We start from the raw sequence: 25,081 nt of genomic DNA, 5'->3' as shown, positions 1-25,081 counted from the left end.
GTCCTTAGGCCGCGTTCTGCGAATTGGCTCGGGCCGCGGTCAGCACCGCCTGGATGATCGGCTCGTAGCCGGTGCAGCGGCAGATGTTGCCGGACAGCGCCTCGCTCACATCCTCGCGGCTCGGATTGGGCGTGTGGTCGAGCAGCACCTTGGCGGCCATGATCATGCCCGGCGTGCAGAAGCCGCATTGCGTGGCGAAGGCATCGAGGAAGGCACGCTGCAGCGGGTGCAGCACGCCGGCCTCGGCGAGGCCCGATGTGGTGCGGATGTCGGCGCCGCTGCAGGTCTCGGCCAGGATCAGGCAAGAGAGCCGGAGTTCGCCGTCGATGATGACCGAACAGGCGCCGCAGGTGCCCTGGTGGCATCCGCCCTTGGGCGAGGTGTCGCCGATCTTGTCGCGCAGCGCGTGCAGCAGTGTCGTGCCGCTGTCGACAAATTCGGCCTTCTCCGAGCCGTTGAGCGTGAACTGAACCGGAACCTTTGTCATGTTTTCCTCCCAGCGCGCCTGCCCGATTGATCGGACAGACGCGCGCCCCCCAAGCGGTGGTTAAGTAAGCAGCAGCCGGCCGAGATGGACCGGGAGAACCTCGGCGCGATACCAGGCGCTGGCGATCGGATCGGTGATTGGCGAAGTGCCTTCACCGGCTGCAGCCAGCGCCGCTGCGATGCCGCCCTGGTCAAGCCTGCTGCCGATCAGTGCCTTTTCCGCAGCGCGGGCGCGCATCGGCCGGTCTGCCATGCAGCCGAGCGCGATCCGCGCCGAGGAGACAGTGCCGTCGCCGGCCTGTTCGAGAACGGCGGCGATGCTGAGCACCGAGACGCCCTTCGGCTTGACCCGCGACACTTTCAGAAAGCGGAAATTCTCAGCCTTCGGCAGTGCGAAGGCGACTGACGTGACGATGGCGCGGCTGCCGTCCCGCTTGGCCAGGAAATCCTCGATAGGCAATTCCCCATCATCGGTGCCAACCGTCGCATCCAGCGCCAGCAGGGCGACAGCGAAATCACCGTAGGGCGCGGGTGCGAACAGATTGCCGCCGACAGTCGCCATATTGCGGATTGCCGGGCCGCCGACGGCGCGTGCGGCCTTGGACAGCGCCGCAAGCTCCGGATGGCGGGCGATAGCCGCCATCGTCACCGAAGCGCCTATGCGGACCTTGCCGCCGGCAACAGTGATCCCGGAAAGGGTCGGATCGGTCGAGCGGACAAGGCCGGAGACGGAGATATCGCCTTCATTGGCGGCGCGCACGACCAGTGTGCCGCCGCCGAGATAGCGGGTGCCGGGCGCCTTCAGCGCCGCGTTGGCATCCCTGACGGCCGAAAAGGTCTGGAGGGCAAGCGCCATGGCAGTCTCCCCTGACTCAGCTCTGGCCAGAAAAATGGCTCTTCAACGCATTGAAGCCACCCTGGAAGACATTGGCGGCCATGCCGGCGGCGATCTTGTCGGCCTCGTCGGGTGCCGCGTCGAAGCTCGCGGTCCATTCGGCATAGGTGCGGTCGCCGTCTGTCACGCGGCGCAATTGCAGCGTCGCCTTGTGATTGGTCAGCGGTTGCGGCGTTTCGAGGATCGAATAGCTGACGCGGAAATTCGCATCGGAGAAGTCGAGCAGTTTTTCGCGGATACGCGCGCCGCTGGCGAGCTCGAAATTACGCACGCAGCCGATGGTTTCGGCGCTCTTGCCGTCTTCGATATGGCTCTTGACCATGCGCGGATGCCAGCCCGGCAGGTCATTGAAGTCGCGTATGCGCGCCCAGACCTTTTCGACCGGCGCGTCGATGACGCTGGAGACGGTGACTTCAGCCATATGATCATTCCCCTACGAATTCGATACGCAGCAGGGTAGGGCGGCGGCCGGTGCTGCGCTTATCAATGGGTCTTGCGGCCCTATCAAGGAGTCTGAAAAACGAGCGGCTTGGCTCAGGCCATAGCCCGCGCCGCCTCGCGGTAAAGCGTCGGCGGCACGCCGACATGGTCGCGGAAGAAGCGCGAGAAATTGCCCTGGGAGGTGAAGCCGAGATTGCAGGCGACCGAGATCAGCGGCTCCTGCGACCACTGCAACTGCCGCACGGCTTCCTCCATGCGCAGCGTGTTCCAGTAGACGTTGGGCGTCAGATTGGTCTGTTCCTTGAACAAAGCGAAGAAATGCGGCCGCGACAGGCCGACGCTGCGGGCGACGTCGTCGAACGAAATGCGCTCGCAGACATTGGCCTTCATCAGCTGGATCGCCTTGCGGACGCGGAAATCCTGCATGGTGTTTACGCGGATGCGCGTCTCCTGCGGCGCCGAGGCGTCGGCGGCGTCGAGCACGCTATCGATGAAGCGCTCGATCTCGTAATTGGCGACGTCGTCGATGCTTTCATTATCGCTCAAATGATCGAGCAGGTTGGCGGCGGCCTGGTGCAGCCATGGTTCGAGCGTGATCGCAGCCTGTGCAAACAACGGCGCCGACGAAGGCAGGTCGCGGCGCCGGCGCGCCCAATCCGGATCGATGTAGAAGGCGAGGAACAGGCCGGGCCTGCCGTTCTGCGACAGAATGTGGCTGTGTGGCTGGTAGGAATTGATGCCGGCGGCGGTGCCGGGACCCAGCGGCACCGTGTCGCGGCCGACGGTCATCTCGCCGGCCGTGCCCTCCAGCCAGATGATGATGTGGGCCTCGACATGCGCATGGGTGACGAAGTCGCTGGCGACATTCAGGACAGAAACATGTCCGAACCGGCCCCAATAGAGCCTGATCGCGTCCGTCATGGGTTATACCTCCCGCAGACGACTGGCCTCCCTTCGCCTGCGACGGGATTGTGCGGCTGAGTTCGGGCTCGCGTCAAGGCGCGGGGCGAAAGCCGCTGTGTGCTGCCGGCCGTAGTGGTGGATTTTCAGACTGAGCGATAGGGTTTCCCGTCAAACCGAAGCCGTCATGCCGCCGTCGACATAAAGCGTATGGCCGTTGACGAAGGATGAGGCGTCGGAGGCGAGGAACACGGCGGCGCCGATCAGTTCGTCGACATACCCCCAGCGGCCAGCCGGCGTGCGCTTTTCCAGCCAGGCGGAGAATTCCTGGTTGTCGACCAGCGCCTGGTTCATCTCGGTGCGGAAATAGCCGGGGGCGATGGCATTGACCTGCAAGCCGTATTTCGCCCAGTCGGTGCACATGCCACGTGTCAAATTGCGGATTGCGCCCTTGGTGGCCGTATAGGGCGCGATGTTGGGCCGGGCGAGTTCGCTCTGCACCGAGCCGATGTTGATGATCTTGCCCTTGCCGCGCGCGATCATATTGCGGGCGACCGCCTTGCCGGCATGGAAGGCGCCGGAGACATTGGTCTTGAACAGCCGCTCCCACTGCTCCTCGGGAAAGTCCTCGAGCGGAGCGCGGAACTGCACGCCGGCATTGTTGATCAGGATGTCGATGGCGCCGATCTCGGCCTCGATGCGGGCGACATCGGCATCGACCGCGCGAAAATCCGTCACGTCGAAGGTCGAGGGGTGCGCTTTGAAGCCAGCGTCGCGCAAGCCGGCGACAGCACCGGCAACCTTGCCGGCATCGCGGCCGTTGAGCACGACACTTGCGCCATGCTCGGCAAGGCCGCGCGCCAGCGCCAGGCCGATGCCCTGGCCGGAGCCGGTGATCAGCGCCAGCCGGCCGTTGAGCTCGAACAGGGTTTTCGATGTCAAGGCAACGGTTTCCAGCCGAAAGGTTCAGTCCAAAAACATTCAGTCATTGCGCCTGAAGTTGCGGATCCGGTCGAACAGCACCGCGAGCAGGATGGCGCCGCCGATGAACACGCCTTGCCAGAAAGCATTGATGCCGAGCAGACCAAGGCTGTTGCGGATCACTTCGATGAGCGCGGCACCGACAATGGCGCCGAAGGCGGTGCCGACGCCGCCGGCGAGATTGGCGCCGCCAATGACCGTGGCGGCGATGACCTGCAGTTCCATGCCGGTTCCGAGATTGGTGGTGACGGCGCCCAGCCATCCGGTCTGGATGATGCCGGCAATGCCCGCCGCCAGCGCCGAGATCATATAGACGGCGACCTTGATCTGCTTGACGGGAACGCCGGTCAGCGTCGCCGCGTGCTCATTGCCGCCAATGGCGAAGATGTGGCGGCCAAACTTGGTCCAGCGCAGCGTGAAGCCGGTGATCAGCGCCAAAAGGATCATGTAGAGCACCGGATTGGCGATGCCGAACACCCATGCACCGCCGCCCAGCGCCAGAAGCTTGTCGTGATCCGGGCCGAACTGGAAGACGACGGTGTTGTTGGAGGCGACCATGGCGAGGCTGCGGGCAATCGACAGCATACCGAGCGTCACCACGAAGGGTGGAAAGCCGAGATAGGCGATCATGATGCCGTTGAAGGCGCCTATGGCGAGCGCGGTGGCGATCGAGGCGAGGATGCCGACCTCGATGGAGTAGCCGGCATGCATGGTGACGGCCAGCACCATCGACGACAGGCAGAGCACCGAACCGACCGACAGGTCGATGCCACCTGTGATGATGACGAAGGTCATGCCGAGCGCGATGATGGCGACGAAGGTGATGTTGCGGGTGATGTTGTAAAGGTTCTTCGACGTGGCGAAGGCGTCGGTGGCAAAAGACAGGAACAGGCAGGCCAGGATGACCGCGATCACCACCCAGAAGGTCTGGCTGGCAAACAGTCTTGCCGGCAAGGATTGCTGCTTTTGTTCGATCGGCTGGTCAATTGTCAGTGCCATCGTCGACCTTCATGTGCTGTGCGTGGTGAAATTCGCTGAGATCAAACCTGTTCGATGGCGCCGGTGATCAGCCCGGTGACTTCCTCGGGCGAACTTGACGCAATCGTCTTGTCGGCGACCTTGCGGCCGCGCCGCATGACGATGACGCGGTCGGCGACGGTGAACACGTCAGGCATGCGGTGGCTGATCAGCACCACTGCGATGCCCTGGTCGCGCAAATGGCGGATCAGGTTCAGCACTTCGGCGACCTGGCGCACCGAGATCGCGGCCGTCGGTTCGTCCATCAACACGATCTTCGCCTGCGACAGCATGGTGCGCGCGATCGCTACTGCCTGGCGCTGGCCGCCCGACATCTGCTTGACGAGGTCGCGCGGACGGGTCTCGGACTTCAACTCGGCGAAGAGCTGGCCGGCGCGCTTGTACATGGCGGCATAGTCGAGGATGCGTAAAGGGCCGAAGCCGCGGCGCAATTCACGGCCGAGATAGACATTGGCGGCAGCGGTCAGATTGTTGCACAGCGCCAGGTCCTGGTGGACGATCTCGATGCCGTGCTGGCGAGCTTCCGCCGGCTTGTGCAGGATCAACTCCTTGCCGTCCATGCGCATGACGCCATGGCTGGGGCGGAAATTGCCGGCGATCATCTTGACCAGCGTCGACTTGCCGGCGCCGTTGTCGCCCATCAGGCCGACCACCTGTCCGGGCTCGATCGACAGCGATACGTCGTTGACCGCCTGGATGGCGCCGAAATGCCTCGAGATATTGGTGAGTTCGAGAACCGCCACCAGTCTTTGCCTCCCCGTGTTTTGCGACCCGCTGCTGTTCCCGGCGTGAATGCCGGCGCTGCTTTGGCCCCGCTCTCCCCATCTCCTCCCGGAAACAGCGTCAGCGTTCTTTTACGCAAAAGCCGGCGCTCGTCAATCAATTGTCGGACGAATTGAAGCCTTGGTTATCCAAAAATCCGTTTTGTAGGACAAATAGCATTGACGTTGGCCGCAAGCCGATATTAGCTAAGCGTCGGAGGAGATTATGCCGATGCCGCTGGCGGTTAGCCGGGCGGAATCGGCGGAGGTTTATCGGTCGAGGTTGCGGCGCCACCCTTGTGTGAGCCGGGCCAATGCCGCATCTGGAAATGCTTATCGATCTGTCTTGGCGACACGAGTGCTCGTGAAACGAACCTCGGTCATTAAGCATCCGGTCGATCTGTGTGGCGGGCACGCCGTGTCCGTCTGTTTCAAGGGAGGACTGACATGAGGAAAACACTTTTGCTCGCCGCCGTCGCCGCCATGGCGCTGGGCGCCGGGCCGGCTTTGGCCAAGAAACAGCTCGTCATCGTGGTGAAGGGTCTCGACAATCCATTCTTCGAAGCCATCCACCAGGGCTGCGAGAAATGGAACAAGGAAAATGCAAGCTCGGAATATGAATGCTTCTACACCGGCCCGGCATCGACCTCCGACGAGGCCGGCGAAGCGCAGATCGTTCAGGACATGCTGAGCAAGGCCGACACGGTGGCAATGGCGATTTCGCCATCCAACGCGCCGCTGATCGCTCAGACGATCAAGACCGCCAATCCGACGATCCCGATCATGACGCTCGACGCCGATCTCAGCAAGGAAGATGCCGCGCTGCGCAAGACCTATCTCGGCACCGACAACTATTTGATGGGTCACAAGATCGGCGAGTACATCAAGAAGGGCAAGCCGAACGGCGGCACGATCTGTACCATCGAAGGCAATCCCGCGGCCGACAACATCCTGCGCCGCGCGCAGGGCATGCGTGACGCGCTGTCGGGCAAGGAAGGCCTGGCGGCACTTGCCGGCGAAGGCGGCTGGACCGAAGTCGCCGGTTGCCCGGTGTTCACCAATGACGACGGCGCCAAGGGCGTGCAGGCGATGACCGACATCCTCGCCGCCAATCCCAAGCTCGACGCCTTCGGCATCATGGGCGGCTGGCCGCTGTTTGGCGCACCGCAGCCCTATCGCGACCTGTTCGGGCCGCTCAAGGACCGCATCGCCAGCAACGACTTCGTCATCGGCGCCGCCGATACGATCGGCGATGAAGTGGCGATCGCCCGTGACGGCCTTGTAACCGCTCTGGTTGGTCAGCGGCCGTTCGAAATGGGCTACAAGGCACCGTCGGTGATGATCGATCTGGTCGAAGGCAAGGCCGTCGCCGATCCGGTGTTCACCGGCCTCGACGAATGCACAAAGGACACGGTCGACACCTGCATCCAGAAGTAGGTTCTCGATTTCGGGGCGCCCTTTGACGGGCGCCCCGTCTCTTCCCGGACGGACGCAACGGTTGGGGCAGCAGGCTCCGGCTTTGACGCGTCTGTAGTTTGGAATTTTCGGCAACGAGATCGGCGCGCCGTGCAGGTTCGGACCAGTCCGGACGCAGACGGCCGACGCATTGGAACGTGAATGCCGGACGAGAAATCAAAGAAGCGAACCGAGCGGGCCAAGGCACAAGCCAGCCGCGGTCCGGCTGTCATGCGCAGGGCCGGTGCCGCGCATTTTCCGGGAGCGAGCGTCCATGTCTCGCTGGCCGGCGAGATCGGCCTCAGAATCGTGCGCGGCGATTATCCGCCCGGCACCATTCTGCCCAACGAGGCCAAATGGGCCGAGATCTTCGATGTCAGTCGTTCGGCGGTGCGCGAAGCCATCAAGATGCTGATGGCCAAAAGCCTGCTGGCTTCACGGCCCAAGATCGGCAGTTGGGTCGAGCCCAGGGAACGCTGGAACCTGCTCGACCGCGATGTGCTGGCCTGGTACGCGACCGGGCCGGACCGGGAAGCCTTCCTGCGCACGGTGCAGGAGTTCCGTCACATCATCGAGCCGGAAGCGTCGGCCTTTGCCGCCACGCGGCGCAACGACGAGCAGATGGACGAGATCAGCCAGGCCTGTCGTGAGATGGGCGAGGCTCTGAACCTGCAGGAGCGTATCCGCGCCGATACGCGTTTTCACCTCGCCATACTGCGCGCCTCGGGCAACGATCTGCTGGTGCCGCTTGGCGTTCTGATCGAGTCGGCGCTCGATCATCTCTTTGTCTTCGTCACACGCGAGACCAGCGATCAGCGGCGGGCGCAGGCGCTGCATGAGGCGATCGAGAAGAACATCCGCCTGCAGCGCCCTGCGGCCGCGCGCAATGCGGTGCACAAACTGCTCGCCAACACCGACGATGTTATCGGCCGGTCGAGGCGCTGACACAGGCTTTTCGCCACCTCAAATCGTCTGCTTCTTGCCATCCTTGCTGGGCATCAGGTCGACGCCGTTGACCTTGCCGACATATGTCGCCAGCATCGGCACGAATTGCTCGGCCGGGCCAGTGGCATGGGCACCGGCGAAGGAGTTCTTGGTGGCGTTGCCGAGCGGGTTGGCGATGCCGGCCGCACCCGCCATCGATTCCAGATAGGTCAGGTCCTTGAAGGCGTTGGCGATGGTGAATTTATGCGCGTCGCGGTCGCCCTCCAGCGTCCAGCGCATGAAGGTCTGGTAGAAGCCGCAATCCATGCGGCCGTTGCGGATGACGCTGTCGAAACGCGGTGGCGAGATGCCGACCTTTTCGGCCAGCGCCAGCGCCTCGGAATAGATCGCGGCATAGCCCAGCGAGATGAAGTTGTTGAGCAGCTTCATGCGGTGGCCGTCACCTGTATCGCCAATATGGACGATGCGGCCGGCCCAGGTTTCGATGACCGGCTTCACACGGGCAAACAGCGCGTCGGGCGCGCCGACCATGGCGTCGAGCGTGCCTTCCCAGGCTTCCTTCGGCGTGCGGCTGAGCGGTGCATCGACGAAGTCGACGCCGATCTCCTTCAGTTCCGCCGCCAGCGCCACGGTCGAGACCGGATCGGCGGTCGAGCAATCGACGACAACCGAGCCTCTTTTCAGACCCTCCTTGAGGCCGCCGGGGCCACGGATGATGGCTTCGACCTCGCGCGAGCCGGTGACGCAGATGAAGACGATATCGGATGCCGCTGCCACCTCACGCGAGGTGGCCACTTCCTTCGCACCCCGGCCAGCCAAGTCTTCCGCCGGCTTGCGGTTCTTGCGGCCGAGGAAGGTCAGGCCATAGCCCTTGTCGACGATGTTCTTGGCAATGCCGTGCCCCATCAGGCCAAGGCCGATAAAGCCGATCTTTTCGCTCGCGGCGGTCGTGGTCATGTCTTGAAGTCCTGTTGCGATGATTGATATTGGGCGGCGCCGTCTTGCGGGCGAAGGGTGGTTGCAGAATGCCATATTGTCTGACAATACACAGAAATCCTAGGCATTGGAGACGAAAATGACGAAGCGGATCATGTTCACCGGCGGCAGCGGCAAGGCCGGTCGCCATGTCGTGCAATATCTGGTCGAACAGGGCTGCCAGGTGCTCAACATCGACACCAAGCCGCTCGACAATCCCAAGGTACGCACGCTGATCACCGACATCACCGACAGCGGCCAGGTGTTCAACGCGCTGTCGAGCTATATGGGCCTGCATGAATTCGATCCGTCGCTGCGCCCGCAGCCGGTCGATGCCGTGGTGCATTTCGCCGCCATACCGCGCATCATGATCACGACCGACAATGAGGTGTTCCGCACCAATGCGATGGGCACCTACAACGTCATCGAGGCGGCGGTGAAGCTTGGCATCCCCAAGGTGGTGATCGCGTCCAGCGAGACCACCTATGGCGTGGTGTTCGCCAATGAACCGCGCGACCCCAAATATTTTCCCCTCGACGAAGAATACGACGTCGATCCGATGGACAGCTATGCTCTGTCCAAGGTCGTCAACGAGCACACGGCGCGCGCCTTTGCGCAGCGCAACGGCACCGATATCTATGCCTTGCGCATCGGCAACGTCATCGAGCCGCACGAATATTCGCTGTTTCCGAAGTGGTTTGCCGATCCGGGCTTTCGCAAGCGCATCGCCTGGAGCTATGTCGACGCGCGCGATCTCGGCCAGATCGCGCTGCGCGCCGTTGAAACGGACGGGCTCGGCTTCCAGGTGTTCAACGCCGCCAATGACGATACCTCGTCCGACCTGCCGACAGCGGAACTGTTGAAGCGGTTTTATCCCGACGTGCCGGTCAAGACGAAGCTCGGCGAATATGAAACGCTGCTTTCCAACCGCAAGGCCAGGGACATGCTCGGCTTCCGTCCCGAGCACAGTTGGCGCAAATACGTCAAATAGGTCTGGCAAATTGGGCTTTGGGGCAAGGTTGTAACCTGATCTGTGCACAGCCACAGGCTTTGCCGCCTGCGCCCGGCCCTCTGCTTGACAGCTTTCGAAATCCGGACTTTGTGGATGCATGAGGGACGGAAAGCCGAATAAGGGAAAGAAGTCTGACAAGACTGAGACAGCCGAGCGCCCGGCTGCCGTTCGGCGGGCTGACGCCACCCGGATGCCCGGCACCAGCGTGCATGCCTCGCTGGCCAGCGAAATCGGGCTTCGGATCGTGCGCGGCGACTATCCGCCGGGCACCATCCTGCCCAATGAAGCCAAATGGTCCGAAACCTTCAACGTCAGCCGCTCGGCGGTGCGTGAGGCGATCAAGATGCTGATGGCCAAAAGCCTTCTGGCATCGCGCCCCAAGATCGGCAGCTGGGTGGAGCCCAGGGAGCGCTGGAACCTGCTCGATCGCGATGTGCTCGCCTGGTACGCGACCGCGCCCGACCGTGAGGTGTTCCTGAAGACGGTGCAGGAATTCCGCCATATCATCGAGCCGGAAGCGACTGCCTTCGCCGCCATGCGACGCACCGAAGAGCAGATGGCCGAGATCAGCCAGGCCTGCCGCGAGATGGGCGAGGCGCCGAGCCTGCAGGAGCGCACGCGCGCCGATACGCGTTTCCATCTGGCCATCCTGCGCGCCTCCGGCAACGATCTGCTGGTGCCGCTCGGCGTGCTGATCGAATCCGCCTTCGATCATCTGTTCACCTATACGACGCGCGAACTCGACGATCTGCAGCATGCACAGCAACTGCACGAGGCGATCGAGAAGGCCATCCGCCTGCAGCGGCCGGAGGCGGCCCGCAACGCGGTGCGCAAGCTGCTCGCCAATACCGACGGCGTCATCAACACCCGGTAGGATATGCTGATATTCAGGTGAGGCCGGCCTGCAAACGCCGGCTTTCGCGCTTCACGTACTTAAGTACGCTCCGCTCCGGTTCTCGAAATCCAACGTTTTCGGCGCGGCCTGACCTGAATCTCAACACATCCTGCGAGCGCTCAGCCGGCCTGCGAAGTGGCCAGGTGCTGCCTGGTCAGCGCGACCAGCAGCGCCTGGTCGCGGGCGGCGTGCTCGGGGCGGTTGACCACCTCGTCGCCATTGACGATCGCACCCCAGAAGCCGCGCAGTTCCTCGACGAAGGCTTCGCCGTAGCCGGCACGCAGATCCCTTGTCGACAGTGTGTGGCCGTCCGAGGTCTTCACAGTCAGCCGGGTCGGATGATGGTTGAGCCAGGGCGAGGGGAATTCGAGCTCAAGGCTGGCATCGTCGAAGAAGAGCGTGATGCGTTCCTTGTAGTCGGCGAGCTTCGGCACGGTGAGATGCGTCATCGTCCACAGCGCCTGGCAGTCGAGCAGTTTTACTGCGCCCTGGCCGCCATCGCCATTGGCGAAGATCTGCGCGCCGACGACCTCGCCATCCGGCACGCTGAGCGCGTCGAGCAGGCCGTGTACGGCATTCACATCGTGAATCAAGGCGGAGCTGTAAGCGCCGATAAATCCACGGAAAGCCAGATCGTTCAAAGGCTGGCCGATAGCGCGTTCGACCTGTTGTTTCTGCTTGCTTTGAGCGGCGGCAATCAGGTCCTTGGGAATATCGTTGCCGCGCTTGTAGCGCTGGTGGGCGATGAACGGCCAGGCGTCGGGATCGTTGACCTCGACAGAGACGGACCGCAACGTCTTTGCCGTGCCGGGCAGCGAGGCCAGCGCCAGCCGGTAGCTCGGATCGAAGCGCTTCATATAGCCGACCTGCATGACCTTGCCGGCCTTATCGCGCGCGGCGATGATCTCGGCGATTTCCGCCGGGGAATAGCAGAGCGGCTTTTCGCAGAAGACATGCAGGCCGCGCCCGAGTGCGGCCAGCACCTGCTCGTGATGCAGCGGGTCGGGCGAGCCGATCACGACAGCGTCGAGCTTATGGTCGAACAGTTGCTCCGGCGTTTCGAAATTGGCGATGCCGTGAATTTCGCTGACATATTCCCGCGAAATCCTTGACGGGTCGGCAACGCCGACCAGTTCGAACAGGTCGCCGAGCCGCAACAGGTTTGGAATGTGCTCGACCTGCGAGATCATGCCGGCGCCGATGACGCCAACGCGTATCCTGCTCATGCTGTTATTACTCTCTGCAAAGTGTTCCAGGCTCAGGGTGCGGCGGCCGGCCGGTTGCCGATCTGCGCCAAGAGCCCGGCAATCTCAGCTTCCACCGCCTTCAGATCCTCGCCGCCCGACATGATGGAAATCACCTCGTCGCGCGAGATCTCGGACTTGGCGTATGTGCCGCGATTGCGGCCGCGGTTGAGCAGCGTGAAAGTGTCACCGACAGGGTAGGCGTGGTGGATGTTGTGGCTGATGAAGATCACCGCCAGCCCGCGCATGCGCGCCTCGATGATGAATTTCAGCACCATGGCCGCCTGATGCACGCCGAGCGCCGAGGTCGGCTCGTCAAGGATCAGCACCTTTGCGCCGAAGTGGACTGCGCGCGCGATGGCCACCGACTGGCGCTCGCCGCCCGACAGCGTGCCGACTGCCTGTGTCGGGTCGCGCACGTCGATGCCGATATCGGCCATCGCCTGACGGGCAATTGTGTTGGCGCGCTCCTTGTCGAAGCGCGAGAAGGGCAGGCGGCTTCTGGTCGGCTCGCGGCCGAGGAAGAAGTTGCGCGTGATCGACATCAGCGAGATCATGCCGAGGTCCTGGAAGACCGTCGCGACGCCGAGGTCCTGCGCGTCGCGCGGGCTGCGGAAGCTGACGGGCTTGCCGTCGACGAAAATCTCGCCCTTGGTCGGCCGGTGCACGCCCGACAGAACCTTGATCAGTGTCGACTTGCCGGCGCCGTTGTCGCCGAGCAGGCAGTGCACCTCGCCGGGATAGACCTTGATGTCGATATCCTGCAGCGCGCGCACCGAGCCGAAATTGACCGACACACCACGTAATTCCATGGCTGGCTGAATGGCCGGGGATGGGTTTGGGTAGGTCATTTGCCGCCTCCGCGTCCGAGCGCCTTGAGGCGGATGTAGTTGTTGACCAGCACGGCCATCAAAATGACGATGCCGAGGAAGACCTTGAACCAGTCGGTGTCGATGCCGGTGTAGAAGATGCCCATCTGCACCAGGCCGAAGATCAGCGCGCCGAACAGCACGCCATAGACGGTGCCGTAGCCGCCGGTCAGCAGCACGCCGCCGATGACCGCGGCGATGATCGCCTCGAATTCCTTGAGCAGGCCGCGCGTGGTGTCGGCGGAGCCGGCCTCCATCACCTGGATGGTGGCAAGCAAGGTCGCGGCACAGGCGGTGTAGATGAACAGCGCGATCTTAACCCGGTCGACCGGCACGCCGACATTGCGGGCGGCATTGAGGTCGCCGCCGGTGGCGAATATCCAGTTGCCGTATTTGGTCTGGGTCAAGACATAGCCGGCAAGCGCTGTCAGGCCGAGCCACCAGACGATCGACATCGGAATGCCGACGACGAAGGGAATGCCGTCGGTGCGGGTGGCGATCCAGCCTTGCGTGCCCATCCATTGGAAGAAGCCGGTCAGGAGATGGCCGTTGAACAGGCCCGCGGTTGCCGGGTCCGGTGCGCCGTCGAGGATGTAGGGGATCTGCGTGCGGCCGGTGACGGCGCGGGTGATGCCGATCGACAGGCCGCGCAGGATGTAGAGCGACGCCAGCGTCACGATGAAGGAGGGCAGGCGGGTCTTCACCACGATCAGGCCGTTGACGTAGCCGGTGAGGATGGCGACAGCGAAGGCGCAGGCGATGCCGCCCCACAGCGGCAGGCCCCAATATTTCACCGTCAGCCCGATGACGACGCCGGCGAAGCCGACCATCGAGCCGACGGAGAGATCGAACTCGCCGGCGATGATGAGAAGGGCTGCGGCCGTGGCGATGATGCCGAGTTCGGCTGCCAGCGTCAGGAAGGTCATCGACCCCTGCAGCGAATAGAGGTTCGACGCACCCGGCAGCAGGGCGAAGATGATGATGGTGGCGATGAGGCCGCCGGCGGCACCGGCTTCGGGCCGGCGCAGCCATTGCGTCAGCCGGCCGGTGCTGGCCAGCCGCTCGTCAGTGCCGGCAGCCCGTTTCGACGTCATGCCGAAACGGTCCTTGCCCAGTACCCCGGGGGCCGGCGCTTCTGGAGGTATCGCCTTGTCTTCCACAACAGCCATTAGGCTCCCCAATCGCTCACTTCGCAATCTCGACCAGAGACGGGGAGCGCATGGCGGCTCCCCGATCCGTTTTGGTCTTGCCTTAGCGGATGCCGTCCTTGGCGAGCGCCAGGATCGCCTTGGCCTTGTCGGGCGAGTCGATGAACAGCGGCCCGGTGTAGGCGTTGTTCTGCGGCCAGAAGCCATGTGTGGCATGCTCGACCAGATAGATCACCGGCAGGTATCCCATCAGATATTGCTGGGCGTCCATGCCGAAGCCCATTTCGCCGGCGACGACGGAATCCAGGACTTCGGGGCTGATGTCGAAGGTGTAGAGTTTGATCTTGCCGAACAGTTCCTTCTGCCGGAAGAACGGGATCAGCGGATTGGCGGCGGTGGCGCCGAGCGCGAAGACGGCCTGGGTGTCGGGATGCGCCGACAGATAGGCCTCGGTGCGGCGCTGGATGTCGGCCGGATCGGGCGACACGGTAAGCACCTCGGTGCCGCCGCCTGACGGCTTCAGCCCGTCATTCAACCCCTGGCAGCGCTGGTCGAGGCTGACATTGCCGACCTCGTGGTTGATGCAGACGACCTTGAGCGTGCCTTCCTTGGCCAGCCGCTCGCCCGCCTTCTTGCCGGAATCATATTCGGAGACTGTGCCGACGTAGAGAGAGGTGCCGAGTTCGGCGCCTTCCTTCTCGCCGGAATCCAGGACGACCATCGGAATGTTGGCGGCAAGGCCGGCCTTGACCGATTTACCAAGCGCATTGGCGTCGGCAATGGAGACGGCGATGCCGTCGGGATTGGTGGCGATGGCCGCGTCGAGCAGGCGGGCCTGTTCGACCACGTCGAACACTTGCGGCGCATAATATTCGACCTTGGCGCCGGTGAGCGCCGCCGCATCGTCGACGCCGCGCTTGACCACCGACCAGTAGGGATCGGAGGCCGAGCCATGCACCACGAAGGTGATGCGGACATCCTTCGGGTCCTTAGGCCCGCGGCCTGCACGACGCCCGCCAGCATACTCATCGAGACAAGCGCGCCGAGCGCCAGTTTCAGAACAGTCTTCATGTCATTCTCCCATTGTCGTTGCAGTTCCAATTCCCTCTTTGCGCTGTTGGCCGACGGATCGGCTTACGGCGCTGACCGGGTGGCCGCTTTGCGGGCCTTTGCCGGTGTCGATGCCCCGAGCCGTGCACGCAGTTCCTCGCGCAACGGCTTCATGCCGATGATGTCGATGTCCTGCGCGCCGAGCCAGTCGCGAAAAGCCTGGTCGCGGAAGAGTTCATATTCCTCGGTGCGGATATAGGCGGAGCGCGGCTCGATCAGTTCGAGCTCGCCCGGCGCGTTGAAGTGCAGGCAAAAGAAGGTCAGGCCTTCACGGACCCCTTCGACCAATGCCTTGTAGGCTGGCTCTATCGGCTTGGAGCGTGGACGGCCCCAGGTCGTCTGAATGGCGGCGTCGAAGATGACAAAGCCTTTGGCGCGGGCTCCAGTGACGCCGCGCTGGAACGCCGCTTCGGTGACGCCGACCAGATTGTCGTTGGGCGAATAGGCCGACAGCGTTTTGGTCAACAGCACCGGCAGCCGATATTCCAGGCCGAGCTTGATGTAGACGTCGCAAAACTCCGGCGACAGCGCTGCCCCCATATGGGCGTCAAGATGAGTGACGTCGATGCCGGCGCGGTAGGCGGTGTCGATCTGGGCGCGAAGCTCGGTTTCCACCGCTTGCGGTGCTGCCTTGCGGCGGGTGGTCGCGACATCGGGCCAGAAATAGCCGAACTCGTCCGTCAGGCCGGCCGCGCGCGACGGCGACGTCAGCGGCCGCCATTTGTAGTGCTGCTTTTCGCTGTTCAGCGTCAGGTGGACGCCGAGATCGAGCCGGGGATCGGCGGCTGCCGCTTCGGCCATCTCAGGGAACCATGGGCACGGCACCATCACGGCGCCGGAGCTGCAGGCGCCCAGTGCGGTCAGTTCGAGGAAGGCGCTGTTGGCGCCATGGCACATGCCGACATCGTCTTCATGCAGGACGAGCTGTCGCGTCATGGACGGCCACCGTTTTGCCGGCCACCATCTTGCCGGCCACCATCTTGCCGGCACCCCGGTTTCGAGGGTCTTCCAAAGTGTGTCCCGTGCTGCATGGAACCGACCGTTTGCCCAACTGGACGCGATGGAACGCCCAACGCGGGCTTTCCGACAGGGCCACTTCGACGAATTCGGATGGGTACGATTTTTCCGCGGGCCTGCATTCTGGAATGTCGATTTCATTCGATATGCCCACAGTCGGCGCTAAACGCCGCTCCGACGTGAGCAGGATGGCTTGGTCCGATCGCAGCGGAGTGGTTCTTTCAAACGGCGGCCGCAGGCGTACTGCTTTCACACCATCAAGCGATGTGGAGACTTGCCATGTACACCGCCGGCGAAGAAGAGATCGAAGCCATTGCCAGGGTGATCCGCTCGGGCGCGCTGTTTCGCTATGGCGAGAACAGCGAGTGCAACCGCTTCGAGGCCCGCTATGCAAGGCATCTCGGCGTCGAGCATTTCGCGCTTGCCGCCAGCGGCACCTATGGGCTCGCCGCCGGCCTGATCGGCCTCGGCATCGGCCCGGGCGATGAGGTGCTGGTGCCGGCGCACACCTATATGGCGACCGCCACAGCAGTGCTGTCGGTCGGCGCCATTCCGGTCATTGTCGACATCGACGAGAGCCTGACCATCGACCCGGCCGCTCTGCGCGACGCCATCGGCCCGCGCACCAAGGCGGTCATCCCGGTACATATGTGGGGTGCGGCCTGCAACATGAACGCGATCATGGACATCGCTAAAAAACGCGGTCTGCTCGTGCTGGAAGATGTCTGCCAGGGCATTGGCGGCGGCTATGAGGGCAAGAAGCTCGGCTCCATCGGCCATGCCGGCGCCTACTCCTTCAACTACTTCAAGAACATGACGTCGGGCGAGGGCGGCGGCATCGCCACCAGCTATCCGAAAGTGGCCGAGCGGGCGCGCTGCGCCATCGACCCCTGCCACTTCTACTGGCAGGGCCGCAGCGACAGCATCAAGCCGTTCGCCGGCATCGGCGCGCGCGCCTCGGAATTGATGGGCGCGATGCTCAATGTCCAGCTCGACCGTCTCGACGGCATCATCGAGGCGATGCGGGCGGAGAAGAAGAAGGTGCTGGCCGGCACGCGCCATCTCGGCAATCTCGGTCTGACGCCGTCGCCGATGAACAGCCCCGACGACGATTGCGCGGCGCAGGTGATGTATCTGCTGCCCAGCGAACAGGCGGCGCAGACTTTTTCGAAGACCATTCCGAGCGTCATTGCCGGCAAGACCGGCCGCCACAATTTCACCCAGTGGGACCAGGTGCTGATGCATGAGGGCGCGCATCATCCGGCGCTCAATCCGTACACGCTGCCGGAAAACAAGGGCCTGCGGCTGACCTATGCCGACGACCTCGGCAAGGGTTCTCTCGACATCCTCAACCGCACGGTGATGATCGCGATGAATCCGGCGCATGGCGACGCCGACATCGACGACATGATCCATAACATCGATGCGGCGGCCCGTGTGGCGCTGGAGAATGCCTCGCTGGACGATGTCGAGGTGCGCAAGGCAGCGCCCGTCGATCTGCAGAAATTCGATAGTGTGAATTGAAGCGCTCAGCGCTGGATCGGCCTATTGCCGGTCCAGCCGCATGAAGGCAGCGCGCAACGCCAGCACCGCGCGCAGGATCTGGCGTTCGTCCATCGCGGCATAGCCGAGCAGCAGGCCGTGTTCCGGCTCGCTCGAATGGTAGTTGATCGAGATGCCCTGCACGTCGAGGCCCTCCTTGACGGCGGCGGCGACGACGTCACTGTCCTTGTAGGGTCGGACAAAACTGGCCAGCAGTTGCATGCCGGAATCGTTCTCGGTCACTGTCAGCCATTCGGCCAGATGCTCCTGGCACAGCTTGACGAAATTGGCTTGCCGGCGCGCATAAAGGCGGCGCATGCGTTTCAGATGTGTGGCGAAATAGCCTTGCGTGATGAAGTCGTTGACCGTCGCCTGCAGGATCAGCGGCGCGAACTGGCCGGTGATCGAGACGGCACGGTCGAAGGGCACGGACAGTTCGCGGGGTACGATGAGATAGCCGATGCGAAGCGCCGGGATCAGCGTCTTGCCGAAGGAACCAATATAGACGACGCGGTCGGCATGATCGAGGCCGCGCAGCGCCGGCACCGGCCGGCCACGGTACCGGTACTCGCCGTCATAATCGTCCTCGACGATCCAGGCGCCGTGGCGCTCGGCGATGTCGAGCAACTGCAGCCGTTCCTCGATGCGCATGATGGTGCCGAACGGCCACTGGCAGGATGGCGTCACATAGATCAGGCGCGGCGGCGGCAGCTCTGGGTCTGCGAGATGCCATCCAAGGCGATCGACCTTCAAGGGCGCAAGCTGCGCGCCGCTGGCGAGAAAGGCGCTCTTGGCGCCGAGATAGCCGGGCTCTTCCATCCAGACATGGTCGCCTTCGTCCATCAGCACGCGCGAAGCGAGGTCGAGTGCCGCCTGCGCGCCGGTGACGATGATGACCTGGTCGGCGGTGCAGTTGATGCCGCGCGACAGGCTGATGGTCGAGGCGATGGCCTGGCGCAGACCGGGATGGCCGGCAAAGGAGATATAGCCGAGCAAGTTCTCGTCGCGGCTGCGGGCATTGCGCACCAGAAGGCTCGACCAGATGGTGAAGGGGAAGGACGCGGTTTCCGGCACGCCGGGATGGAAGTTGATGACGCCGGCATTGCGCGGCGGCTGCGGGCCGTTGACGATGGTCTGGCCACGCCGCGAAAGTTTTTGCGGGGCGGCGAGGCCGGCGCGCAGCGCGGCCGGCGGGCGTTTCTGCTGGATCGGCGCCACCCAGGTGCCGGACCCGGCGCGCGCCTCGATAAAACCTTCGGCGAGCAGCTGGTCGTAGGCGGCGATCACCGTGTTGCGGCCGACCTTGAGATCCTCGGCCAGCGAGCGTGTCGAAGGAAGCAGCGTGTTCTGCTGAATCTGGCCGTCGAGGATGAAGCGCCGCAAGGCGCCATAGATCTGTCGGTGCATCGGTTCGTCCGAGCCGCGGTCGACCGACATGATGTCGAGGGAAAGGCGCATATGGTCGGCCAAGCTAGTCTCCGACGAACCTGGCGGCGCGGGCGATCTTTTCTTCGTTAAGCAGGCAGACAGTCTCCAGCACCAGCCGTCTGGTTGCGGGACGGACCTCACGGCTGTTCTTCAGCGCGCGGTGAACGGTTGCCGCGCCGAGTTCCGCCTTCTCGGCGATCTCACGGATGGTGCAAAGCCGTTCCATGCCGAGTGCCGCCTCGAATGCCATGTCGCTCCTCCATCCGCATCAAGGCATGCCTCGTCGCCAGCCTCAAGCTGGAAACGCCGGGCCGGCAACTCCGGGGTCGAAAATTCGATGCCAAGAACTGTGCGATCCGCGCCGCCAAGGGAGGGCGGCGGCGCGGATCGCCGGGCGCTTTCGCGTCGCTACCCCTACCGAGGCGCGCGCCCAACCGGCCCAACCACCAGCCCCCCGGCGGTGGTCAGGCCATGTCTCGTGTAGCCACCTCGAACCCGGCCTTGCGGGCCGTGGCGAGAAGCGAGGCGTAGCCCTTCGTGGCATAGGTCAAGGGATGTGCCTTGGCCGGGTCCTGTTCGGCCTCGACGACGATCCAGCCTTCGAAGCCGCGCTTGGCCAGCGGCTTCAATAGCGACAGGAAATCGACGGAACCGTCGCCGGGCACAGTGAAAATCCCTTCAATCACTGCCGCCATGAAACTCATGTCCTCGCGCCGTGCCTTCTCCAGCACGGCCGCGCGGACGTCCTTGCAATGGAAATGCACGATGCGGTCGAGATGCCGGTTCAGGAGGGAGGCCGGGTCGCCGCCTGAGAACAGACAATGGCCGGTATCGAACAGCAGGCCGACGCTCTTGCCGGTTGCGGCCATCAGCCTGTCGACCTCGTCATCGCTCTCGACGATGGTGCCCATATGGTGATGGAAAGCCATGCCGACGCCGAAGGCAGCCATGCGGTCGGCGAGTTCGGTCAGCTTCTCGCCATAGGCAGTCCATTCGCCGTCAGCGAGGCGCGGACGCTGTGAGATCGGCGCGAAAATGCCGTCATGACGGCCGCGCGAGGTGTCGGCATAGACGACGACCTTGGCGCCGAGGTCGCGCAGCAGGGTCAGATGCGAGGTGATGGCGGCGAATTCCTCGTCGACCGTGCGGTCCAGAATGCGGCCGTCATACCAGCCGGAGACGAGCTCCAGTCCGTAAGAAGACAGGATCGGTCCAAGCTCGTCGCTTCGCCTGGGGAATTTGCCGCCGAGTTCGGTGCCGCGATAGCCGGCCTGCCTGGTTTCCGACAGACATGTCGCGAGCGGCGTATCCCCGCCGAGTGCGGGAACATCGTCATTGCTCCAGGTGATTGGATTGATGCCGATCTTGACCGTCATGCCGCTACTTCAAAGGCTCGGGGAACCACAAAGCCGAGGCCGGCAAACTGAGGGGAAAGAGGACCTGTCACTAGGTCCAGTTGAGGTAAATTTGGCAGAACCAATCGGGAGCGCTAAAAGCGCTTCCCGTTTGAACGGACTAAGTCGACGCGCTTTATGTCTTCGTTTTATGCATGTCGTTGTCTCAAAACCGGCGCCACTTTTGAGCGACATGCATTAATCCTGCTGCGGCCTTCCGAAGGCCGCGCGCAGTTCGTCCTTGGCGTCCTCGAGCACTTTCCGGCGCGCCTGCGGCAGGTTCTTGCCGGCGCGGTTGATGTAGAAATTCAGCATCGACATGGCCGACTGAAACGGCTCGGCCTTGCGGCGGTCGCTGTGCTCGGCCGAGCGCTTGAGCGAGGCCGCGATCTTCCTGGCGTCGTCGGCTTCGAAGATGTGGTCCTCGAGGTCCATCGCATCGCTGTGCTCGGTCACCTCGGCCGACCATTTCTTTTTCGCGGTCATGACAAAACTCCTTCCTGTCGCAAAAACTCGGGCAGGCCGCCGCCGGTTCCCGAGAAAGTCGCCGGGCCGCTGGAGCCACGGATCATGGCCCTGTGGCGCTGCCCGTCGCGGTGAATGCGCCGATAGTGGCGACACAACGATCGACTTCCCAGGACCGTAGACAGGAAACGCCTTGACCCCGATCGTCGCCAATCAGGCGGATAGCCCCGGCATCGACAGCAGCTACGCCTGGATGCGGCTTGCCATCTCCATGCTGCTGGCGACGATCGGTGCGGTCGGCATGTGGGCCGTCGTCGTCGTGCTGCCGGCCGTGCAGGCCGAGTTCGGCGTTGACCGCGCCGCGGCATCGATGCCCTACACCGCAACCATGGTCGGCTTCGCCGCCGGCAATGTGCTGGTTGGCCGCGCGGTCGATCGCATGGGGTATTGGATCCCGGCACTGCTATCCTCGGTGGCTCTCGCCGCCGGCCTGCTGCTCGCCGCGTTGTCGACCTCTATCCTGCAATTCACCCTTGCCCAGGGCGTGCTGATTGGTGTCGGCACATCGGTGATCTTCGGGCCGCTGATCGCCGACATCTCGCACTGGTTCAACCGTCGGCGCGGCGTCGCCGTCACGGCGGCGGCGGCTGGCAACTATCTCGCCGGAGCGCTCTGGCCAACCATCATGCCGACGCTGATCAAGGCGGAGGGCTGGCGCTTCACCTATGCCGGCATCGGTGTCTTCTGCCTAGTCACCATGGTGCCCCTGGTGCTGTTGTTGCGGCGCGCTGCTCCGGCGGCGGCTGCCGCCGGTTCACCCGGAAGCCGGACAGTGCAGTCGATTTCGCTGTCTCCGGCGGCGTTACAGGTGCTGCTGATCGTTGCCGGTCTCGGCTGCTGCGTGGCGATGTCGATGCCGCAGGTGCACATCGTCGCCTATTGCATGGATCTTGGCTACGGCATTGCGCATGGCGCCGACATGCTGTCGATCATGATGGCGGCGGGCGTCGTCAGCCGGCTCGCCTCCGGCTTTGTCGCCGACCGCATCGGCGGCGTGAAAACCCTGCTTTTCGGTTCCGTGCTGCAATGCCTGTCGCTCTTGTTTTACATCCCGTTCGACGGGCTTGCCTCGCTCTATGTCGTGTCGCTGGTGTTCGGCCTGTCGCAAGGCGGCATCGTGCCTTGCTATGCCATCATCGTGCGCGAATACCTGCCCGCCAGGGAGGCCGGCCAGCGTATCGGCATCGTCATGATGGCGACCATCTTCGGCATGGCGATCGGTGGCTGGATGTCGGGCTGGATCTACGACCTGACCGGCTCTTACGCCGCCGCGTTCCTCAACGGGATCGCGTGGAACTTGCTGAACATAGTGGCGATCGGGCTGCTGCTGTGGAAAGCAAAACGCAGTGCTGCCCTGATGGCTTAATTAGGCAGGATTGCCCTGTTGCTTGACAAGGGCGATTGGCTGCGCGACGCCAGCAGGCGAGTGGGTGCGGCAGCAGCCGGTTGGCATGGTGGCAGTGGAAAAGCTGAACATGGTTTCGCAAGGGCGCAGCGGCCGGGGCCCGGCATGTGGAGGATGTCCATGACCAAGCCGCGCTCGCGTCGTGGGGGCGGCCGCCCGACCCTATCAGATGTGGCGCGCAAGGCCGGCGTCGGCGCCATCACCGTGTCGCGGGCGCTGCGCGAACCGGAACGCGTCAGCCAGGATCTGCGGCGCCAGATCCAGGCCGCCGTCGACGAACTCGGTTATGTCCCGGATCCCAATGCACGGGCGCTGGCCTCGGCGCGCGCCGATGTGTTCGGCGTGCTGGTGCCGTCGCTGACCAACAACGTCTTCGCCGAAGTGGTGCGCGGCATCTATGACAGCCTGTCGGACGGCCCGTTCCGCGTCCAGCTCGGCAACACCCATTATTCCGGCCTCGAGGAGGAGCGCCTGCTGCAGGTGTTCGCACCGCAGCGCCCGGCGGCGCTGATCGTGGCCGGCATCGACCAGACGCCGACCTCGCGAAAGCTGCTGGAGAGCGCGGGCTGCCCGGTGGTGCAGGTGATGGAGACCGGGCCCGATCCGGTCGACATGCTGGTCGGCTTCTCGCATTTCGACGGCGGCCGCACCGCGACCGAGCATCTGATCGAGGCGGGCTACCGGCGGATCGGCTTCATCGGCGCACGCATGGACCCGCGCTCGCAGCGGCGGCTTGCCGGCTATCGCGCGGCAATGGAGAAGGCCGGCCTGTTCGACCCGCGGCTGGTCACCACCACGCCGCTACTGTCCAGCGTGACGCTCGGCCGCGAGCTGCTTCGCGATGCGCTGGCCAAGATGCCGGCGCTCGACGGCGTCTTCTGCAACAATGACGACATCGCGCTCGGCGTTTTGTTCGAATGCCATAGCGCCGCGCTCAACGTGCCGAAAACAATCGGCATTGTCGGCTTCAACGACCTCGAAATGATGCAGGCGGCGTTCCCGCCGCTCACCAGTATCCGCACCCCTCGCTATGAAATCGGCCGTCGGTCTGTCGCCATGGCGCTGGCGGCGATCGCAGGACGAAGGCCTGAGCAGCGGGTCGTCGATCTCGGTTTCGAACTCAAGCCCCGCGAGAGCACCGCACGTTGAACACGCTTTGGCCGGCCTCAGCAAATGGTGCTTTACACAACGTCATGGTAGCGCTACCATTTTCGTCGGGCAGACGTTTTGATGAAAGGCCGCCCCTGTTTATTATACATAAGCAACAGCTCATGCTTGTTTATTATGTATAATATGCTAGTTTCGTTTCTCGCCTGTGAAGCGGCGAGGGGGAGGGGATCGGGCCGGCTTCGGGCCCTTGAGACGTGGCGCCGGCCAGGCTGGAGGGCCTTCGGCAGGCGTGGAAAACACACCACGACAAACAGCATCAAATTAACAAGCAGCAGCAAATAAAACTACAACTGGGAGGAATATCGATGATCAAGTCACTTGTTGGTGGCATCGTTGCCGCCACTGCATTCGTCATGCTGAGTTCGTCGGCCATGGCCGACCCGGAAGTTGTCAAGGGCCCGTCGGCTGAGCCGGATTGCTTTGCGCCCTGGGCGGCCGATACGCAGTTCTTCAAGTTCCCCAAGAAAGACGGCCCATACCGCATCGCGCTCGCCAATGGCTATATCGCCAACACCTGGCGCATCCAGATGGTGCAGACCGCCAAGGCCTATGCGGCCCAGCCGGAGGTCGCCGCGAAACTGAAGGAATTCAAGGTCGTCTCGACCGGCGAGGACGTGCCGGCTCAGATTTCGGCGATCAACAACTTCATCGATTCCGGCTATGACGCGATCGTCGTCAACGCCCAGAACCCGACCGCTTTCGGGCCGGTCATCAAGCGCGCCAAGGAAGCTGGCGTCATCCTCGTCGCCTTCGACAATATTCTCGATACCAAGGACGCCATCAACGTCAATGTCGACCAGAAGGGCCTTGGCGAATTGTGGGGCAAATGGCTGGTCGGCCATGTGCCGAATGGCGGCAAGGTGCTCGAAGTGCGCGGCGTTGCCGGGACTTCCGTCGACACCGACCGTCACAACGGAATCCATGAAGCGCTCGATGCCTCCGGCAAGAAATGGGACGTCACCGAGGTGGTCGGCAAATGGGACGACGGCGTGGCACAGAAGGCCACGGCCGACGCCATTGCCACCAACGGTCCGTTCGACGGAATCACCGGGCAAGGCGGCGACACCGGCATCGTGCAGGCGATGATCGATGCCAAGCATGCTTTCGTGCCGTTCGGCGGGGAGACCGAGAACGGTTTCCGCAAGTTCTGCGCGGCACATGCCGGTGACGGGCTGAAATGCTCATCGGCTGGCACCGGTCCGGCGCAGGTCGCGGTCGCCATCAAGACGGCGATTGCCGCGCTCGAAGGCAACGTCGTGCCGCAGGCGGTGAAACTGCCGCTGGCGATCGTCGAGGATCCGAACTTCAAGGCCGGTCAGGATTTCTTCCCCGACCAGTCCGACAATTTCTTCGTCGGCAATTCCTTCCCGACCTGCGGCATCAATTTCACCGCGCAGGAAATCATGGGCCAGACCAAAGCTGACCAATAGGGCTGACCAATAGGC

At 63.5% G+C, this 25,081-nt stretch carries 25 protein-coding genes; 8 read left to right on the top strand and 17 right to left on the bottom strand.

The window, feature by feature from the left end; all coding sequences use genetic code 11:
• Positions 1-4: 4 nt before the first annotated feature.
• The 7 genes from NKI05_RS19565 to NKI05_RS19535 form a co-directional block, all read right to left on the bottom strand.
• Entirely contained in the window at positions 5-487 is a 483-nt protein-coding gene (locus NKI05_RS19565) for a (2Fe-2S)-binding protein (RefSeq protein WP_023815620.1), read from the bottom strand.
• A gap of 60 nt (positions 488-547) precedes the next feature.
• The gene (locus tag NKI05_RS19560; RefSeq protein WP_023815619.1) at positions 548-1,342 is read right to left on the bottom strand and encodes an FAD binding domain-containing protein; all 795 of its coding nucleotides are present in this window, start codon (positions 1,340-1,342) and stop codon (positions 548-550) included.
• Positions 1,343-1,358: 16 nt separating this feature from the next.
• Positions 1,359-1,802, bottom strand: coding sequence for an SRPBCC family protein (locus NKI05_RS19555; RefSeq protein WP_023815618.1), 444 nt, complete (start codon positions 1,800-1,802; stop codon positions 1,359-1,361).
• Positions 1,803-1,915: 113 nt separating this feature from the next.
• Complete coding sequence (locus NKI05_RS19550; RefSeq protein WP_023815617.1) at positions 1,916-2,743, bottom strand: AraC family transcriptional regulator; 828 nt, start codon at positions 2,741-2,743, stop codon at positions 1,916-1,918.
• 150 nt (positions 2,744-2,893) lie between these two features.
• The gene (locus NKI05_RS19545; protein ID WP_031205458.1) at positions 2,894-3,664 is read right to left on the bottom strand and encodes an SDR family oxidoreductase; all 771 of its coding nucleotides are present in this window, start codon (positions 3,662-3,664) and stop codon (positions 2,894-2,896) included.
• Positions 3,665-3,703: 39 nt separating this feature from the next.
• Positions 3,704-4,702 (bottom strand): ABC transporter permease, encoded by a 999-nt coding sequence (locus NKI05_RS19540; protein ID WP_023673048.1) that lies wholly within the window; start codon positions 4,700-4,702, stop codon positions 3,704-3,706.
• A 41-nt stretch (positions 4,703-4,743) separates the two neighbouring features.
• Positions 4,744-5,484, bottom strand: a complete 741-nt coding sequence (locus tag NKI05_RS19535; protein ID WP_023673049.1) for an ATP-binding cassette domain-containing protein — start codon at positions 5,482-5,484, stop codon at positions 4,744-4,746.
• Between the two features lie 465 nt (positions 5,485-5,949).
• Here NKI05_RS19535 and NKI05_RS19530 point away from each other — a divergent pair, with 465 nt between their 5' ends.
• Together NKI05_RS19530 and NKI05_RS19525 are read left to right on the top strand one after the other, a co-directional pair.
• Positions 5,950-6,939, top strand: coding sequence for a sugar-binding protein (locus NKI05_RS19530; RefSeq protein WP_023673050.1), 990 nt, complete (start codon positions 5,950-5,952; stop codon positions 6,937-6,939).
• A 180-nt stretch (positions 6,940-7,119) separates the two neighbouring features.
• Positions 7,120-7,902 carry a FadR/GntR family transcriptional regulator gene (locus tag NKI05_RS19525; RefSeq protein ID WP_023673051.1) on the top strand — a complete coding sequence of 261 codons (783 nt, stop codon included), beginning with the start codon at positions 7,120-7,122 and terminating at the stop codon, positions 7,900-7,902.
• An 18-nt stretch (positions 7,903-7,920) separates the two neighbouring features.
• Here NKI05_RS19525 and NKI05_RS19520 read toward each other — a convergent pair whose 3' ends face one another.
• Entirely contained in the window at positions 7,921-8,859 is a 939-nt protein-coding gene (locus tag NKI05_RS19520) for an NAD(P)-dependent oxidoreductase (RefSeq protein WP_023690788.1), read from the bottom strand.
• 118 nt (positions 8,860-8,977) lie between these two features.
• Between NKI05_RS19520 and NKI05_RS19515 the strand changes: the two genes are divergently transcribed.
• Together NKI05_RS19515 and NKI05_RS19510 are read left to right on the top strand one after the other, a co-directional pair.
• Positions 8,978-9,868 carry an NAD-dependent epimerase/dehydratase family protein gene (locus NKI05_RS19515; protein ID WP_023739923.1) on the top strand — a complete coding sequence of 297 codons (891 nt, stop codon included), beginning with the start codon at positions 8,978-8,980 and terminating at the stop codon, positions 9,866-9,868.
• A 118-nt stretch (positions 9,869-9,986) separates the two neighbouring features.
• Positions 9,987-10,763: a FadR/GntR family transcriptional regulator gene (locus NKI05_RS19510; protein ID WP_023729409.1), complete on the top strand. Its 777-nt coding sequence runs from the start codon at positions 9,987-9,989 to the stop codon at positions 10,761-10,763.
• Positions 10,764-10,903: 140 nt separating this feature from the next.
• Here NKI05_RS19510 and NKI05_RS19505 read toward each other — a convergent pair whose 3' ends face one another.
• From NKI05_RS19505 to NKI05_RS19485, 5 genes are all read right to left on the bottom strand, one after another.
• Positions 10,904-12,010 carry a Gfo/Idh/MocA family protein gene (locus tag NKI05_RS19505; RefSeq protein WP_023815616.1) on the bottom strand — a complete coding sequence of 369 codons (1,107 nt, stop codon included), beginning with the start codon at positions 12,008-12,010 and terminating at the stop codon, positions 10,904-10,906.
• Between the two features lie 32 nt (positions 12,011-12,042).
• The gene (locus NKI05_RS19500) at positions 12,043-12,879 is read right to left on the bottom strand and encodes an ATP-binding cassette domain-containing protein (RefSeq protein WP_050593919.1); all 837 of its coding nucleotides are present in this window, start codon (positions 12,877-12,879) and stop codon (positions 12,043-12,045) included.
• Entirely contained in the window at positions 12,876-13,991 is a 1,116-nt protein-coding gene (locus tag NKI05_RS19495) for an ABC transporter permease (RefSeq protein ID WP_023815614.1), read from the bottom strand. The genes NKI05_RS19500 and NKI05_RS19495 overlap by 4 nt, the downstream gene beginning before the upstream one ends.
• A 157-nt stretch (positions 13,992-14,148) precedes the next feature.
• Positions 14,149-15,015: a rhizopine catabolism ABC transporter substrate-binding protein gene (locus NKI05_RS19490; protein ID WP_502898764.1), complete on the bottom strand. Its 867-nt coding sequence runs from the start codon at positions 15,013-15,015 to the stop codon at positions 14,149-14,151.
• A gap of 164 nt (positions 15,016-15,179) precedes the next feature.
• Positions 15,180-16,091 carry a polysaccharide deacetylase family protein gene (locus NKI05_RS19485; protein WP_023815613.1) on the bottom strand — a complete coding sequence of 304 codons (912 nt, stop codon included), beginning with the start codon at positions 16,089-16,091 and terminating at the stop codon, positions 15,180-15,182.
• 360 nt (positions 16,092-16,451) lie between these two features.
• Between NKI05_RS19485 and NKI05_RS19480 the strand changes: the two genes are divergently transcribed.
• Positions 16,452-17,696 (top strand): DegT/DnrJ/EryC1/StrS family aminotransferase, encoded by a 1,245-nt coding sequence (locus tag NKI05_RS19480; protein ID WP_023815612.1) that lies wholly within the window; start codon positions 16,452-16,454, stop codon positions 17,694-17,696.
• A 21-nt stretch (positions 17,697-17,717) separates the two neighbouring features.
• Here NKI05_RS19480 and mocR read toward each other — a convergent pair whose 3' ends face one another.
• The 4 genes from mocR to NKI05_RS19460 form a co-directional block, all read right to left on the bottom strand.
• Positions 17,718-19,184 carry a rhizopine catabolism transcriptional regulator MocR gene (gene mocR / locus NKI05_RS19475; RefSeq protein WP_245261866.1) on the bottom strand — a complete coding sequence of 489 codons (1,467 nt, stop codon included), beginning with the start codon at positions 19,182-19,184 and terminating at the stop codon, positions 17,718-17,720.
• 1 nt (position 19,185) lies between these two features.
• Positions 19,186-19,392: a LacI family DNA-binding transcriptional regulator gene (locus NKI05_RS19470; protein ID WP_023815611.1), complete on the bottom strand. Its 207-nt coding sequence runs from the start codon at positions 19,390-19,392 to the stop codon at positions 19,186-19,188.
• A 214-nt stretch (positions 19,393-19,606) separates the two neighbouring features.
• A complete protein-coding gene (iolE, locus tag NKI05_RS19465) occupies positions 19,607-20,518 on the bottom strand; it encodes a myo-inosose-2 dehydratase (RefSeq protein WP_023815610.1) in 912 nt (303 codons plus the stop codon).
• Between the two features lie 216 nt (positions 20,519-20,734).
• Positions 20,735-21,022: a DUF3175 domain-containing protein gene (locus NKI05_RS19460; protein ID WP_023673065.1), complete on the bottom strand. Its 288-nt coding sequence runs from the start codon at positions 21,020-21,022 to the stop codon at positions 20,735-20,737.
• Positions 21,023-21,254: 232 nt separating this feature from the next.
• Here NKI05_RS19460 and NKI05_RS19455 point away from each other — a divergent pair, with 232 nt between their 5' ends.
• The 3 genes from NKI05_RS19455 to NKI05_RS19445 all read left to right on the top strand — a co-directional run bounded on the left by NKI05_RS19455 (position 21,255) and on the right by NKI05_RS19445 (position 25,066).
• Positions 21,255-22,427 (top strand): MFS transporter, encoded by a 1,173-nt coding sequence (locus NKI05_RS19455; protein ID WP_050589244.1) that lies wholly within the window; start codon positions 21,255-21,257, stop codon positions 22,425-22,427.
• 159 nt (positions 22,428-22,586) lie between these two features.
• Positions 22,587-23,615 (top strand): HTH-type transcriptional regulator GntR, encoded by a 1,029-nt coding sequence (gene gntR / locus NKI05_RS19450; protein WP_023682222.1) that lies wholly within the window; start codon positions 22,587-22,589, stop codon positions 23,613-23,615.
• A 326-nt stretch (positions 23,616-23,941) separates the two neighbouring features.
• Entirely contained in the window at positions 23,942-25,066 is a 1,125-nt protein-coding gene (locus NKI05_RS19445; RefSeq protein ID WP_023682221.1) for a sugar ABC transporter substrate-binding protein, read from the top strand.
• Positions 25,067-25,081 lie beyond the last annotated feature (15 nt).

It is taken from the genome of Mesorhizobium sp. M0771 (assembly GCF_040320155.1).
Classification (GTDB): Bacteria; Pseudomonadota; Alphaproteobacteria; order Rhizobiales; family Rhizobiaceae; genus Mesorhizobium.
This window is presented reverse-complemented; position numbering and strand designations above follow the sequence as displayed.